General features: G+C 25.0%; 13 protein-coding genes, 8 tRNA genes and 2 pseudogenes. 14 read left to right on the top strand and 9 right to left on the bottom strand.

Annotated features, from left to right (window positions below; all coding sequences use genetic code 4):
- Nucleotides 1-18: 18 nt before the first annotated feature.
- The 3 genes and pseudogenes from AAHM96_RS02055 to AAHM96_RS02045 all read right to left on the bottom strand — a co-directional run.
- Nucleotides 19-336 carry a hypothetical protein gene (locus AAHM96_RS02055; RefSeq protein WP_342273438.1) on the bottom strand — a complete coding sequence of 106 codons (318 nt, stop codon included), beginning with the start codon at nucleotides 334-336 and terminating at the stop codon, nucleotides 19-21.
- A gap of 263 nt (nucleotides 337-599) precedes the next feature.
- Nucleotides 600-1,577, bottom strand: a complete 978-nt coding sequence (locus tag AAHM96_RS02050; RefSeq protein ID WP_342272797.1) for an IS3 family transposase — start codon at nucleotides 1,575-1,577, stop codon at nucleotides 600-602.
- A 127-nt stretch (nucleotides 1,578-1,704) separates the two neighbouring features.
- Nucleotides 1,705-2,843 (bottom strand): annotated as a pseudogene (locus tag AAHM96_RS02045) (IS256 family transposase); the annotation flags it as partial.
- 28 nt (nucleotides 2,844-2,871) lie between these two features.
- Between AAHM96_RS02045 and AAHM96_RS02040 the strand changes: the two are divergent.
- Complete coding sequence (locus tag AAHM96_RS02040) at nucleotides 2,872-3,141, top strand: Holliday junction resolvase RecU (protein WP_342273688.1); 270 nt, start codon at nucleotides 2,872-2,874, stop codon at nucleotides 3,139-3,141.
- Here AAHM96_RS02040 and AAHM96_RS02035 read toward each other — a convergent pair.
- From AAHM96_RS02035 to AAHM96_RS02025, 3 genes and pseudogenes are all read right to left on the bottom strand, one after another.
- Nucleotides 3,138-3,928: pseudogene (locus AAHM96_RS02035) on the bottom strand (IS5 family transposase). The gene AAHM96_RS02040 and the pseudogene AAHM96_RS02035 sit on opposite strands and share 4 nt — an antisense overlap.
- Before the next feature lie 198 nt (nucleotides 3,929-4,126).
- Entirely contained in the window at nucleotides 4,127-4,441 is a 315-nt protein-coding gene (locus AAHM96_RS02030; RefSeq protein ID WP_281749389.1) for an HU family DNA-binding protein, read from the bottom strand.
- A 254-nt stretch (nucleotides 4,442-4,695) separates the two neighbouring features.
- Nucleotides 4,696-5,673 (bottom strand): IS3 family transposase, encoded by a 978-nt coding sequence (locus AAHM96_RS02025; RefSeq protein WP_342272797.1) that lies wholly within the window; start codon nucleotides 5,671-5,673, stop codon nucleotides 4,696-4,698.
- Nucleotides 5,674-6,026: 353 nt separating this feature from the next.
- Between AAHM96_RS02025 and AAHM96_RS02020 the strand changes: the two genes are divergently transcribed.
- The 7 genes from AAHM96_RS02020 to AAHM96_RS01990 all read left to right on the top strand — a co-directional run bounded on the left by AAHM96_RS02020 (nucleotide 6,027) and on the right by AAHM96_RS01990 (nucleotide 6,699).
- Nucleotides 6,027-6,102: transfer RNA gene (locus tag AAHM96_RS02020), tRNA-Val, on the top strand.
- 7 nt (nucleotides 6,103-6,109) lie between these two features.
- Nucleotides 6,110-6,186 (top strand) — tRNA-Thr (locus AAHM96_RS02015).
- A gap of 11 nt (nucleotides 6,187-6,197) precedes the next feature.
- Nucleotides 6,198-6,282: transfer RNA gene (locus AAHM96_RS02010), tRNA-Tyr, on the top strand.
- 10 nt (nucleotides 6,283-6,292) lie between these two features.
- Nucleotides 6,293-6,367, top strand: a tRNA-Gln gene (locus AAHM96_RS02005).
- A 16-nt stretch (nucleotides 6,368-6,383) separates the two neighbouring features.
- Nucleotides 6,384-6,458, top strand: a tRNA-Lys gene (locus AAHM96_RS02000).
- A 6-nt stretch (nucleotides 6,459-6,464) separates the two neighbouring features.
- A tRNA-Leu gene (locus AAHM96_RS01995) sits at nucleotides 6,465-6,552 on the top strand.
- A 65-nt stretch (nucleotides 6,553-6,617) separates the two neighbouring features.
- Nucleotides 6,618-6,699: transfer RNA gene (locus tag AAHM96_RS01990), tRNA-Leu, on the top strand.
- Between the two features lie 73 nt (nucleotides 6,700-6,772).
- On the opposite strand, the gene AAHM96_RS01985 is transcribed toward AAHM96_RS01990, so the two are convergent.
- Nucleotides 6,773-7,372 (bottom strand): hypothetical protein, encoded by a 600-nt coding sequence (locus tag AAHM96_RS01985; protein ID WP_342273437.1) that lies wholly within the window; start codon nucleotides 7,370-7,372, stop codon nucleotides 6,773-6,775.
- A 1-nt stretch (nucleotide 7,373) separates the two neighbouring features.
- Between AAHM96_RS01985 and AAHM96_RS01980 the strand changes: the two genes are divergently transcribed.
- The 4 genes from AAHM96_RS01980 (at nucleotide 7,374) to AAHM96_RS01965 (ending at nucleotide 10,686) form a co-directional block, all read left to right on the top strand.
- Nucleotides 7,374-7,652 (top strand): hypothetical protein, encoded by a 279-nt coding sequence (locus AAHM96_RS01980; protein WP_342273436.1) that lies wholly within the window; start codon nucleotides 7,374-7,376, stop codon nucleotides 7,650-7,652.
- Between the two features lie 632 nt (nucleotides 7,653-8,284).
- Nucleotides 8,285-9,829: a sodium-dependent transporter gene (locus AAHM96_RS01975; protein ID WP_342273435.1), complete on the top strand. Its 1,545-nt coding sequence runs from the start codon at nucleotides 8,285-8,287 to the stop codon at nucleotides 9,827-9,829.
- Nucleotides 9,830-9,834: 5 nt separating this feature from the next.
- Nucleotides 9,835-9,963: a hypothetical protein gene (locus AAHM96_RS01970; protein ID WP_281749467.1), complete on the top strand. Its 129-nt coding sequence runs from the start codon at nucleotides 9,835-9,837 to the stop codon at nucleotides 9,961-9,963.
- Between the two features lie 649 nt (nucleotides 9,964-10,612).
- Nucleotides 10,613-10,686: transfer RNA gene (locus AAHM96_RS01965), tRNA-Gly, on the top strand.
- Between the two features lie 53 nt (nucleotides 10,687-10,739).
- On the opposite strand, the gene AAHM96_RS01960 is transcribed toward AAHM96_RS01965, so the two are convergent.
- Both AAHM96_RS01960 and AAHM96_RS01955 read right to left on the bottom strand, forming a co-directional pair.
- The gene (locus AAHM96_RS01960) at nucleotides 10,740-10,937 is read right to left on the bottom strand and encodes a hypothetical protein (RefSeq protein WP_286642463.1); all 198 of its coding nucleotides are present in this window, start codon (nucleotides 10,935-10,937) and stop codon (nucleotides 10,740-10,742) included.
- Nucleotides 10,937-11,164: a hypothetical protein gene (locus AAHM96_RS01955; protein ID WP_174481002.1), complete on the bottom strand. Its 228-nt coding sequence runs from the start codon at nucleotides 11,162-11,164 to the stop codon at nucleotides 10,937-10,939. Before AAHM96_RS01955 ends, AAHM96_RS01960 begins: the two co-directional genes overlap by 1 nt.
- Nucleotides 11,165-12,081: 917 nt before the next feature.
- On the opposite strand from AAHM96_RS01955, the gene AAHM96_RS01950 reads away from it, so the two are divergent.
- Nucleotides 12,082-12,330 carry a hypothetical protein gene (locus tag AAHM96_RS01950; RefSeq protein WP_339043395.1) on the top strand — a complete coding sequence of 83 codons (249 nt, stop codon included), beginning with the start codon at nucleotides 12,082-12,084 and terminating at the stop codon, nucleotides 12,328-12,330.
- Nucleotides 12,331-12,578: 248 nt separating this feature from the next.
- On the top strand, nucleotides 12,579-14,261 hold the full coding sequence (locus tag AAHM96_RS01945; protein ID WP_342273434.1) for a phospho-sugar mutase: 1,683 nt from the start codon (nucleotides 12,579-12,581) through the stop codon (nucleotides 14,259-14,261).

Genomic DNA, 14,261 nt, shown 5'->3' with positions numbered 1-14,261 from the left:
TTTTTACCTCTTTCTTTTTTACATAAATGGATTAAAACGTTTTCCAGACTTTAAATCTTTGTTTCTTTGATATTCAGCTTCTCTTTTTCTTTGCTCTTCGGCTTCAGCTCTTCTACCTCTTTCTTTTAAATCATCAGCTCTTTTTTGTTTTTCTTGTCTTTTCATTAATTCATTTCTTTTTTCTTGGTCTTTTTGTCTTTCTCTTTCTTTTTGTTTTTCTCATTCTTTTATTTTTTCTAATTGCTTAGCTTGTTTTTCTGCTTCTCTTTCTCTTTCTTTTTGTTTTTCTCATTGTTCTCTATTTGAATCATTATTTTGTTTATTTCAATTTCACATAATCTTTTAACCTTTCTTTCAAAATAAAAACCCATTTACTTAAAAATAAAGTAATGGGTTAAAAACTATATTAATTTTATGATTTCATTTTAACATTTTTCTTATTTTTCTGAGAATATTTATTTCTATAATAACAAGCACGGCATACAGTATTTTCAGTTTCTTTCTTTTCAGTTTGTAATATATTATCCAACTTATCTAATCCTACTGCTCTAATATCGGTGGTTGGCCCTTAATTACTGGACCATTTTTGATATAAAATTCTAAATTTTAATTTGTAAAATTGGTGGTTTTAGAAATTTAGAATGTATTCTTTCATAATTATAAAACATAACATATTGATTTACATCATTTATAGCTTCATTGATGGATAAATATTGATTTGATCCTTTAGGTAGTCATTCTTGAGATAAATGAGAAAATCAGTTTTCAGATAATACATTACCACCAATATCATAAGGTTGTTTTTTGCTTAAAATTATTTGTTTATCCTCTGCTCATTTTGTGATATCTTGACAATAAAATTCGTTGGCGTTATCTGAATGTAAAATAACATTTTTTATTTGATTTCAAGAAAATTGTTTGTTGATTTTTTCAAGAGCAGGAAGAATTAAATCCTGATATGATTTATTAGGAGCAATATTATAACTAACAACATTATTTGAATAAAAATCAATAATTACAAAAAGATATAATCATCCTTCTTTAGTATTTATTTGTTTAGTGTCCATTGATCAAATTTGATTTGAAGAGGTTGTACTTTTATAATCTTTGTTTACTTTATCCATTGTAGGTATTCACTTATTTGGATTTTTTTTGTTTTTAGGATAGTTATTTTTAGTTTGTTTTAATCCTTGAATATTGTGTTCTTTCATAATTTTTCGCATTTGTTTTATTGATAATTCTATATTTAAAATGATATTTTTTTCTTGTTTTAATCACTCTTTAAAAGCTGAAAAAATTCTTAAATATCCATAAATTCTGCCTTTTCTTGTAGAATGAAATTCGATTAAAAGTTGGCATATTTTTTGATATTTATGATTGCATTTAATAATATGATTTTCTTCTTTTTTAATAGGTTTTTGTTTATTTTTTAAAAAGTAATATGTTGATCTGTTTAATTGAAGATATTGACATAGGTTTCTAATTGAATATTGATTTTTACAATCATCAATAATTTTAATTTTTTCTTTGATATTTAATTTGTTAATTACTAATGCTATTTGTTTAATTTTATCCATTAATAAAAATCCTTTCAGGTTAAAATTAGTGTTAATTATATAACACAATTGTTTTTAGAATACATTCAGGTTTTTTAAATTAATGGTCTAGTAAAAAGGGCTAAGTGGCAAGTGGCAAGTGGCTATTTTCAATTGCTAAATAAAATATTTTAAAAACTGCCATATCATTAGGAAAAACTTTTTTATTTCTGATAACTTTTCGTAATTGACTATTTACAGATTCAATAGCATTTGTAGTATAAATCACTCTTTTGATTTCTACTGGATAACTAATAAAAACCATTAAATTATCTCAATTTTTATATCAAGATTTAGCAATTTGAGGATATTGTTTATTTCATTTACTTTCAAAGGATTCTAAAGCCTGCATTGCTTGTTCTTCACTACATGCAGTATAAATTGGTTTTAAATCTGCAACTAGAGATTTTCTATGCTTATGAGATATTTCAAACTATTTCTAATTTGATGAACTATGCATAATTGATGTTCTGTTTTAAGATAAACTGATTGTATTGCTTCTGACATGCCTGTTAAATTATCACTGCAGGCAATAAGAATATCATTTAAGCCACGATTTTTCATTTCTGTGAAATTAGATAATCAAAACTTAGAACCTTCATTTTCACTAATTCATAATCCTAAAACATCTTTTTTACCTTCTAAATCAACTCCTAAAGCTATATAAACTGATTTATTAATAATCCTTTTATCTTGTCGTACTTTCACTACTATGCAATCAAAATAAACAATCGGATAAATACTTTCTAATGGTCGATTTTGCCATGCTTTTACATCATCAATAACATCATCAGTAATTTGGCTAATAACACTTTCACTAATATCAGCACCATGATATAACTCTTGTAATTGCATTCTAATATCTGATAATGTCATTCCTTTTGCATATAAAGAAAGAACTTGTTGATCAAAACCATCAAATCTTCTTTGTCTTTTTGCAACTATTACAGGATTAAAATTACTATTGCGATCTCGTGGTACATCAATCTCAATTTTACCTTGTTGAGTTATTAATTTTTTTGAACTTATACCATTACGAGCATTGTCACTATTACTATGTTGATTCTTATCATATCCTAAATAATTTTGCATCTCAGAATTCAACATTTTTTCTACTAATCTTTTTGTTAATTCTTTATACAATCCTCCCTCTTTAAAAACTGTTGTTAAATCTTCAGTATTTTCTAATAATAAATCTACTGCTTTTGATATTGGATCATTATTATTAATATTTTGCTTTTTAGCCATCTGTAACTCACTCTTTCTAGTCATTTAATTATATTTACTAGAATTAATTAAACATAGTTATTTTTGTAAGTTACACAGATTACTAAACATTACCAAAAGTAATGTTGATTATAATGGAGTTTATCATGGTAAATATTTGTGTTTTGAAGCAAAAAGTACTAAGTCTTTAACATTACCATGAAATAATTTTAAAAAATATCAACTTGAATACTTAGAAAATGCTTTTTATCTTAATGCTATTAGTTTTGTTATTATTTATTTTTCACAACATAATGCCTTTTTCTTAGAACCTGTTTAAAATCTTTTCAATAAAATTGAAATAAAGGCAAGAAAAACCATTTGTAAGCTAGTATTTAATTTTTTTTCACAATTTTTTCATAATCTTCTGCATTTTTCTAATCATGCAAAACTTCGTTCTACAACTCATCTTTTTGGTAATACTACAAAAGAATGTAATTCATTACGTTTTATAACTTCAACATTTGCATTTATAATTGTTTTAATTTTAGAAGCAAATTTTTCACCAGTATAACCAGCATCTACTAGTATTTTTTGAACTGCAGAAAGATTCTCTTTTTCATTTTCAATCATTATTATAGCACTATTACGATCTGTTTTTTCTGCTGTGGTTATGTAAATTGCATGTGGTAAACCTTGAGAATCAACAGCAATATGACGCTTTATTCCTGAAATCTTTTTACCAGCATCATAACCTTTATTTTTAGTAGTATCTGTATTTTTAACACTTTGTGAATCAATTATATAAAAACTAGTTTGTTCTTTTCTACCATTATTGATACGAAATGCCTTGACTAATTTTTTTTAAAACTAATTGTAATACACTAGGTTCTTTATCATTATTTTTACTTCAAGCTTGAAAATAATAATATACAATTTGTCATTTTGGAAAATTTTTTTGGTAACATTCTTCACTGGCAACCACTTTTTAATACATATAAAACTGCACAAAATACTTCATATAAATCTAAACTTCTTGGTTTAGTTCTCTTTTTAGTATTTTCTAAAATTGATTTTATATTTTCAAATTGCTCTTTGCTAACATTACTAGGATAATTTTTACACATATATACCTCTTATTTTAAAATATATAATCATTTTATCCTATTCTCTAAAAGATTTTAAACAGGTTCTTAGTTTTTTGAGAAAAATTAAAATTTTTAAAAGTTCAAAAAAAAGCACTGACATATAAAAAAAATAGAACAAAATGGATATAAATTAGAAATTATATATCCATTTTATCTTGATTTTTTAAAATTTTTAATTTAAGAAACTAAAGTTTCTGTTTGTTGATTAGTATGTTTTTTAAATTCAGAACTAGCTTTAAATTTAGGTGCTTTAGAAGCACTAATTACAATAGATTCACCAGTTTGGGGATTACGACCTGTTCTTGCTTCACGAATAATAGTTTCAAATATTCCAAATTTTGGTATATTAATTTTACCACCATTTGCAACTTCAACTTTTATCTCTTCAAAAAATAAATCAATAATATTAGTCGCTAAGGCAATTGTGACGTCAGACTTTTGCGCCACTATCTTAATAATTTCTGTCTTTGTTTTAGAATTACTTTTTGCCATAAAAGATTTCCTCCTAATGTTTTAAGAATTATAATTATAATGTCTATTATAGATATTATTATAACTACGTTATCTTCAAACCAATTTAAAAATGTTACTGGTCTGTAATCAAATTATATAGTAACATTTTATAAAGTGAACCATAAAATGTATTTTTTTTCTAAAAAAATGATAAAATTACTTTAGTTAAGGGTGGTTGGCCCTTAATTACGGTGGTTGGCCCTTAATTACTGGACCATTTTTGATATAAAATTCTAAATTTTAATTTGTAAAATTGGTGGTTTTAGAAATTTAGAATGTATTCTTTCATAATTATAAAACATAACATATTGATTTACATCATTTATAGCTTCATTGATGGATAAATATTGATTTGATCCTTTAGGTAGTCATTCTTGAGATAAATGAGAAAATCAGTTTTCAGATAATACATTACCACCAATATCATAAGGTTGTTTTTTGCTTAAAATTATTTGTTTATCCTCTGCTCATTTTGTGATATCTTGACAATAAAATTCGTTGGCGTTATCTGAATGTAAAATAACATTTTTTATTTGATTTCAAGAAAATTGTTTGTTGATTTTTTCAAGAGCAGGAAGAATTAAATCCTGATATGATTTATTAGGAGCAATATTATAACTAACAACATTATTTGAATAAAAATCAATAATTACAAAAAGATATAATCATCCTTCTTTAGTATTTATTTGTTTAGTGTCCATTGATCAAATTTGATTTGAAGAGGTTGTACTTTTATAATCTTTGTTTACTTTATCCATTGTAGGTATTCACTTATTTGGATTTTTTTTGTTTTTAGGATAGTTATTTTTAGTTTGTTTTAATCCTTGAATATTGTGTTCTTTCATAATTTTTCGCATTTGTTTTATTGATAATTCTATATTTAAAATGATATTTTTTTCTTGTTTTAATCACTCTTTAAAAGCTGAAAAAATTCTTAAATATCCATAAATTCTGCCTTTTCTTGTAGAATGAAATTCGATTAAAAGTTGGCATATTTTTTGATATTTATGATTGCATTTAATAATATGATTTTCTTCTTTTTTAATAGGTTTTTGTTTATTTTTTAAAAAGTAATATGTTGATCTGTTTAATTGAAGATATTGACATAGGTTTCTAATTGAATATTGATTTTTACAATCATCAATAATTTTAATTTTTTCTTTGATATTTAATTTGTTAATTACTAATGCTATTTGTTTAATTTTATCCATTAATAAAAATCCTTTCAGGTTAAAATTAGTGTTAATTATATAACACAATTGTTTTTAGAATACATTCAGGTTTTTTAAATTAATGGTCTAGTAAAAAGGGCTAAGTGGCAAGTGGCCAAACTCTAAAAAAATATTATATTTAAAATATATAAAAACTGAAAATAGGTATAAAATAGTAATATTTAACATAAAATTACTTTTTTTGGTTTTTTCTCTTAAGTTTTCTTTTAAAAAATAATTAAAAATAAAATAATTTTACATTATCTTTAAAAAATAATTGTAAATGTGAAAAATATCTATTATAATGATTAAGGTTTTTTAAGAATAAATAATTCTAATAAAACAAAAAATAAGGAGTATTAGCTCAGCTGGGAGAGCAATTGCCTTACAAGCAATAGGTCGGCGGTTCAAGTCCGTCATACTCCACCATTTACCTGCTGATGTGGCTCAATCCGGCAGAGCAACGGTTTTGTAAACCGTAGGTTGCAGGTTCGATTCCTGTCATCAGCACCATTATTATTTATGGAGGGGTAGCAAAGTGGCCAACTGCACCTGGCTGTAAACCAGATCTCTTCGAGTTCGGGGGTTCGACTCCCTCCCCCTCCACCATATTACTTATTGGGGTGTAGCCAAGCGGTAAGGCAACGGCCTTTGACGCCGTCATGCGTTGGTTCAAATCCAACCACCTCAGCCATATATTTTATTAATTTGTCCTCGTAGCTCAGCGGTAGAGCACTCGGCTTTTAACCGAGGTGTCGCAAGTTCGATCCTTGCCGGGGACACCATTTGATGCCCAGGTGGTGAAATGGCAGACACGTCGGGCTTAAGATCCGATGACTTTTACAGGTTGTGCGAGTTCGAGTCTCGCTCTGGGCACCATTTTATATATTTATTAATGACGAGGAAGTATTCCTCATTTTTTATAAATAAGTAAACTATATTTTGCCCAGATGGCGAAATGGCAGACGCAGTAGACTCAAAATCTACCGAGAAATCATGCGGGTTCGAGTCCCGCTCTGGGCACCACTAATATTAAATTATTAGTATAAAAAGGTATTATTTTAAGAATAGCTTTTTATTTTTATAACATTAAATATTATTAAACTGATAATCGACGTTCTGAAGATCGTTGTTTAATAGGCAAACGTTCTTCAGAATTTAATGTTGCTATATTAAGTGGTTTAGGATCAGGTATTTCAACAACATGAGAAGTTGACATGACTGATTGTGTTTCCTCTCCATTATTAATTTTTTCTGGATTAAAAGATTTATTTAATAATGAAGTATTATCATCACTATCTTCAGAACTTGATGATGATGGCGAAGATGTACTGCTAGAAACATTTTCATAAGTATCTTCTTCATCAAAATTATTAACATCCGCACATCAATTTTCATATAATTCCATTCCAGTATTTATTAATAAACCAGTACCAACTGTTGCAAGACCAGCTATTGTTTCTCAAAAAGCAATTGATCTTTTTTTATAAAATGGTTGATCATCATCATTATTATTTGGATTACTTAATTCATGATATGCAAAAAGACTAACACCAGTAATTGCACTAACAATAGTTATTGGTGCTAATAAACTTGCTGCTGTATTACCTATTTTTTGTCATATATTACGTTGTTGATTTATTACATTTTCTTGATTATTAGGTGCACAACATTCTGATATTTTTTTACTGATTGTCACTATGTGATTTAAACTTGAAGCTGCTGCTGTAATAAAAGCATATGTAACAGGTAATGTATCTGGATTGGGTGTTGGTCAGTTAAGTCAAGCTACTGCTAGTGGTAATAATGGTGCTGTTGCAAAACTTACTCCTGTTAATAAATTATTAATCCTTACATTATTAATATTTCGATATCTTAATATTAAATTAGTTAACGAAATTTTTGAATTAACTGCGCCTTCCACCATAAAACATAATGCTGGTACTAGTGATAATACTCCATCTTGATATAATAAATAGTTACCCCCAGTTACCATTGAATTACCAATAGTAAGTAATACATCTCTTATAGTAGGTGCTACCCTATTTCTATTATTAGTTGATATTAAATCATTTGGTAATAATTGTTCTGTAGAAGAATAACTTCTTGCTGGTGATGAATCCATATTTTTCATCCTTTCTAAAAAATAATTTAAAGTAATAAAATTAATATAAAAAAACCCATATTAAGAATTATAATCCTTAAATATGAGCTAAACTCTAGTCTTTATTTATTACTTCTTGTATTATAACCCTATATTAAATAAATGAAAGTAATATAATCATTAATATTAAAATTATGAAAAATAATTTTAAAAACTTAAATAATTAAATTAATAACACTAAAAAATAAATTTTTATTATTTCCTTATATAAGGAAAAGTTTTATTTTTTATTAATCTTTTTTAAAATTTACTCAAAACCCTTGTTTTTTCTTATTATTTATTTTTAATAATATCATTTTATTTAATAAAATAAAATTTTGATTTTCTATATATTTTTCAATACACATTATTAATAAATAACATCGCAAAATTTTATTTACTGAAATTGGTTTTAATAAAATATTTTTTTTGTATAATTAACTGTTATAAAGGAGGTCATTTATTAATATGAAAAAACAACGCTTAAATATCTCAAAATTAGGATTCTTACTTTCAGTAATGGGTTCGGCAGTAGGATTAGGTGGTATTTGAGGATTTACAACTCAAATGTATAACCATCATGGTGCTTTTCTAATCCCTTTTTTAATATGTATGGTAATTTGTGCAATACCAGTTTTATTTATTGAAATGACAATTGGTAATAAATATCGCAAAAATCATATTGAATTTTTTAGTGAGGTTGGAGGTAAAAAAGGTGCTTTTTTCTCTTGATTGCATTCAACAACCGTTATTTTACTAAGTACTTATTATAGTGTTTTAGTAGGATGAACTTTAATTAATATTATTATTAGTTTTACTTCTAATTTAAATAAAGGTTCTTATTTTTATCATAATATTTTACAACAAACAAATGATCAAGATATTAGCAATTTAAATAGCCTAGGTAACTTAAATTGAATGATTTTACTTGCAACAATTGGTGTATGAATTATTTTGGGTATCATTCTATTAGGTGGTGTTGAAAAAGGAATTGAAAAAGCCAATAAAATTATGATTCCATTTTTATTTTTAATGATTATTATTTTAGCAATTTATACTAGTACATTATCGGGTGCTAAACTTGGATTAAATGTAATGTTTGATTTAGATGCTAAAGAATTATTAAATCCTGGATTATGAAAAGATGCTTTTGGTCAATCATTCTTTATGTTATCAACATGTACAGGAACCATTTATATTTATGCAGCTCATGCTCCCGAAAAACAAGATAGTACTAATCAAGCTTTTGTAGTAGCCTTTGGTACTAGCGTTATTGGTATATTAACAACAATTATTGTTTTTAATTCAATAGGTGCAATTGCTCAAAATCAAGGTAAAACTGATATTAAAGATGTATTTCAAGCAGGTCCTGCTTTGATTTTCCAAGTAATACCAAAATTATTTGCTATTATTAATAATCAAGTTCCTATTTTAGGAAATATTTTAGCAATATTATTTTTTGTTACACTTTTCTTTGCGGGTATGTCCTCACTAATTGGTCAAGTTGAATCAATGGTAAATGGTCTAGAATATGAAATTCATTTAAAGCGCAAACAAGCATTAGCAATATCATTATTAGGAGCAATGGCAGTATCAGTATTATTTACCTTTAGTAATTCACCAGCGCTGTTTAATGGGCTAGCAATCTGAGTAGCACAAATTTGATTACTAATAATTGGGTTTATTTTATTAATTGGTATTAGTCCATATGGCTGAAAATTATATGATACATTAAAATTATATAATAATGAAAATTCATGAATGAAATGAACAAAAGGATATAAAATAGTAATTTTAATTATCGCACCAATTTTAATTTTAATTAATATTGCTACTGGTATCTATGATTTTATTATTAATATTATCAATGCTAATTTTGTCTATGGTACAGTTGGTCTAACACTTGGTGTTGGATTAGTTTTACTTTTAACTTTTATCTTAACTTATCATAAAAATATTCATAATGGTTTTAATAAATTATTTAAAATAAAAACAAAAACTGAAAGAGGTTAAAAAACATGGATGTTGGAGCAATTATTTTAATGGTAATTTCTTTAGTAAGTATTATTGGTCTTTTTATTTTCTTTGTCATAATGGATTTTAAAAGTCATAAAAAACAAAAAAGAAAAGAAAATAACAAAGAATAATATTTTTTAAAATATTTTAGTATACTTATGATAAAGTATTATAATTAGGTTTTTTTGTAATCTGGCATCAAAATGCCAGATTACAAAACTTATTATTAAATGGTGAGTGAAATGGAAAAAAATAAATTAAAACAAATTTTATTAATTAGCAAAATAACTTTAACAATTGCTTCTTTATTTTTATTTTTAGTTTGACTAATGTTTATGACTAATAATTTTTTTCCTAAATCTCAAAACTCATTTGTTGCCAAAATTATGAATACTTCAATTCAAATTATGATTTGACCAATTACTAGTATAATTCTATTTATTTTTATTATGCCAATATGAGTTACTAATAAAAAAGAAATTTTATTAGTATTTTTAACATTGTCACTAATTATCACAATATTGTGTTCAACTTTTCTTTTCAGTTTAAATATTAATAAATTCTGAATTATATGATTAATTGCTCATTTTTTTGCTATAGCTTCAATTCTTTTTTTCTTTTTTTCTTTTTTCTTTAAAGAAAAACTTCTTTTATTTAAAAAGAAAAAAAATAAACATATTGAAAAAAAGATTAAAAAATAATTTTTTTTAACTTGTTTATCAAAAGTAGTTGACTTTAATTTTAGTAATATGATATAAATACATGGTGGTTAACATAACTGCGGGTGTCGTATAATGGTATTATTACAGCCTTCCAAGCTGAAGACGTGGGTTCGATTCCCATCACCCGCTCCATTATAAAAAAATAAAAGCCGTAATTAATACGCCTTTTTTTATTTTATAATGGTTTATATTTTAGGACCTTTTTTAGTTTGTAGTACTACTGCTGTTTCTTCATCACTATAATTACTGCAAGCACATTTATTAACTATTTCTGCTCATGAATTTACTGGATACATAACTAAAGACATTCCATTAGTTCTTTCTGGTAATGATTCTAAATATTTTATTTTATTATTTGTGCATTCTTCTAAATTAATTTTCATTAGTTATCCCCTACTTCTTTTAAAATTCGACTATTAAAAGCGTCTGCTAAGAACTTATAAACTTTTACTTCAGAAATATTTTTTAAATCATAACAATTAATTATATCAGTTAATTTTAAAATCACATCATGATATTTTATAAAATAAGTTTTATTTTCAACATTTGCTCACTTTTCTAAATTCATTGCATAATAAATTATTCCATCTCTATAAAATTGTGATTTCATATTTCTCACTCCTTTAAACGATATAATAAAACAAAAAACCTAATTTAAATACAAAAATTTAAACGAGGTCTATAAAAAAAACCAAAATATTTTGTTCCAAAGTTCCTTTAAAACTTTAATACAATTGTAACTCATTTACAAGAAATTCCAAGTAAAATCAATAAAAAAAATTAATAACTTAAAATTAATATAAAGAGATAAATAAAGATTGCAAATGCAATCTTTATTTATAATTGTCCTGAAATTGTTTTTAAAACAAAATTTTTTATATTCACTGATTGGAACTTCAGTTTTATTTATTAAATCACTCACTTGTTTTTGTCATTTTTTAACTAAGTTTTTCATCTCTACATAGTCAGGTGTAACAATAGAAACAAAAATAATCATTTGTTTCATAATTTGTAACTCAACCTCACAATGTTTCTTATTGACTAATCTGGCGTCTCAAGCATAAGCAAGAACTGTTCTATTGCTTACTGCTACTTTAATTAATTTGTTTTAGTTTTATCTTTAGGAATTTCTTTTAATCTTTTTTTTCCTTTTCTTTAAAACTTTAATTTAATAAAAATCCTAACATAGAAATATATCTATATTAGGACTGAACAGTTATTAAATTATGAATATATAATAACATAAAAAATAATACTTTTGATGAAAATTATAATTAACACTTATATAAGTATTAATATTTAATTTCCTATACATGTATTTTTTATAAATAATTAAATTATAAAACTTCTAAGGAAATAACTATTTCTAATTAAACAATAGTTATCTAATACAAGAATAAATGAAAAATATCTATATTAAATATAGATACTATGATATAATTTTTCTAAAATTAATATAAGTTTTTACCTATTTACTTTTATTTTAAAGTAAATAGGTTTTTAATTTAAAAAAGGAGATATTTAGAAGTGCTATATAGTAAAAAAACAGAAAATCTTATAACAGAAAAAGAAAAACAAGTTTTTAAAGAAAAAACAACAACAAATTCAAGAAAAATTAAACCACAATTACCAATAACAACATCTCTTGCTGAAATATTACTAAATAATAATGAAAAGCTTGTTGGTACTATTACTAGTGATCAGTATCTTAATAAAGATAACAAACAAGTACCATTATATAAAGTAATTAAAACTTCAGAACCAAATAAAAAATAAACATTAAAGCAATAAATTCTATTAAAAACGACAAACAACCAATAACAATTCTAAATAAAACCAATTCACAATCAATATAAAAATAAAATAAAATTATTAAAGATTGAAATTGAAATTTTTAATAATTTTATTTTTTATTATTTAATTAAAAGTTTATGTTTAGATTAACTACTAAAATTTATTTTCTTCTTATTTTATAGTATGATTTACCTATAAACTTAATTTTTTATTATAAAGGAGAAATAATAATGAATGTACTAAAAACATATGAGATTTGAAAAAAGCAAAACTTACCACAACACTTAAAAAAACAATTAACTACAATGTCTAAAAGTGAAATTGAAGATGCTTTTACTACAACTTTAGAATTTGGTACAGCTGGCATGCGTGGTATTACTGGAGTTGGTACCGGCAGAATTAATGAAATTATTATTATGAAAGCAACTGTCGCATTTATTCAATATTTAAAATCTGCTTTTTCTGAAAAAGACTTACTTCGTGGTGTTATTATTGCTCATGATAATCGTCACTTTTCAGCAGAATTTACATTGTTAACAGCAAAAACTTTAGCCAAACATAAAATTCCTATTTTTTTATTTAAAAATAATGATTTAAGACCAACACCAGTACTTTCATATAGTATTAGAAAAGTTAATGCTCTTGCTGGAATTGTTATTACGGCCAGTCATAATCCTCCTGAATATAATGGTTATAAAATTTATGATCAATATGGCTGTCAATTTCTTCCTAATGTTACCAATATAATTAGCAATAAAATGGAACAATTGCCTGATGATTTTCAATTAACATTCGATTATGATACTAACCTAATTAAAGAAGTGCCTTCAACAGTAGAAGATAATTATCGTGATGATATTAAAAATTTACAGTTTTATCCACAAGTTAAAAATCGTAACTTTAAAATTGTATTTTCTAATCTACACGGTACTAGTCGTGAATGAGTTAAACCAATTTTAGAACAATGCGGTTATGAAATTATTTTAGTAACAGAGCAAGCTAACTATGATCCTGATTTTAAAGGTGTGGTGTCGCCCAATCCCGAAGTAAAACCAACATTTGATTTAGCAATTAAACACGCTAAAAAACATGATGCACCATTAATTATTTTAAATGATCCTGATGCTGATCGCATTGGTATTGCTGTAAAACATAATAATGATTATGTATTATTAACAGGTAATGAAACAGCACCAATTTTATTAGAATATTTATTAAGCCATTATCAACTTAATAAAACAATGCCAAAAAATCCCGTTATGTACAATACATTTGTTACTTCCAATTTATCTGATATGATTGCTAAATCATACGGATGTCAAGTCATTAAAACGTTAACTGGCTTTAAATGAATTGGTGCAGAAATGCTAAAAGAAAAAGCACGTAACATTAACTTTGTTTTTGGTTTTGAAGAAGCATATGGTTATGTTATTAAAGATATTACTCGTGACAAAGATGGTATTCAATCAGCAATAGTAGCAGCAGAAGCAGCTTGATATTATCAAAATTCACAAAAAACATTAGTTGATGTTTTAGAAAATATTTATCAAAAATTTGGATATTATTACTGTTATACTGTTAATCTTATTTTAAAAGGAAAAACAGGACAAAATACTATTAATAATATGTTAGAAACATTAAGAACTAGTAAAATACCAACGCTTAATAATATTAAAACAATTAAAGTTGAAGATTATCAAACTGGTTTACATGGAATGCCATCGCAAAATTTACTAAAATTTTACTTCAGTGATGGTTCATGATTTGCTGTTAGACCTAGTGGAACTGAGCCAAAAATTAAATTCTATTTTGTTTGTGTTGATAAAACCATTAATGATGCACAATTAAAAATGAGAAAAATGTATGAAGAATTAGCTATCAAACATCTAAATATCAAAGATATAAAATGATAG

This window comes from Spiroplasma endosymbiont of Acasis viretata (assembly GCF_964031275.1).
Taxonomy (GTDB): Bacteria; Bacillota_I; Bacilli_A; order Mycoplasmatales; family VBWQ01; genus Spiroplasma_E; species Spiroplasma_E ixodetis_A.
The sequence above is the reverse complement of the archived record's forward strand: the minus strand, read 5'-3'. Positions and strand labels throughout refer to the sequence as shown.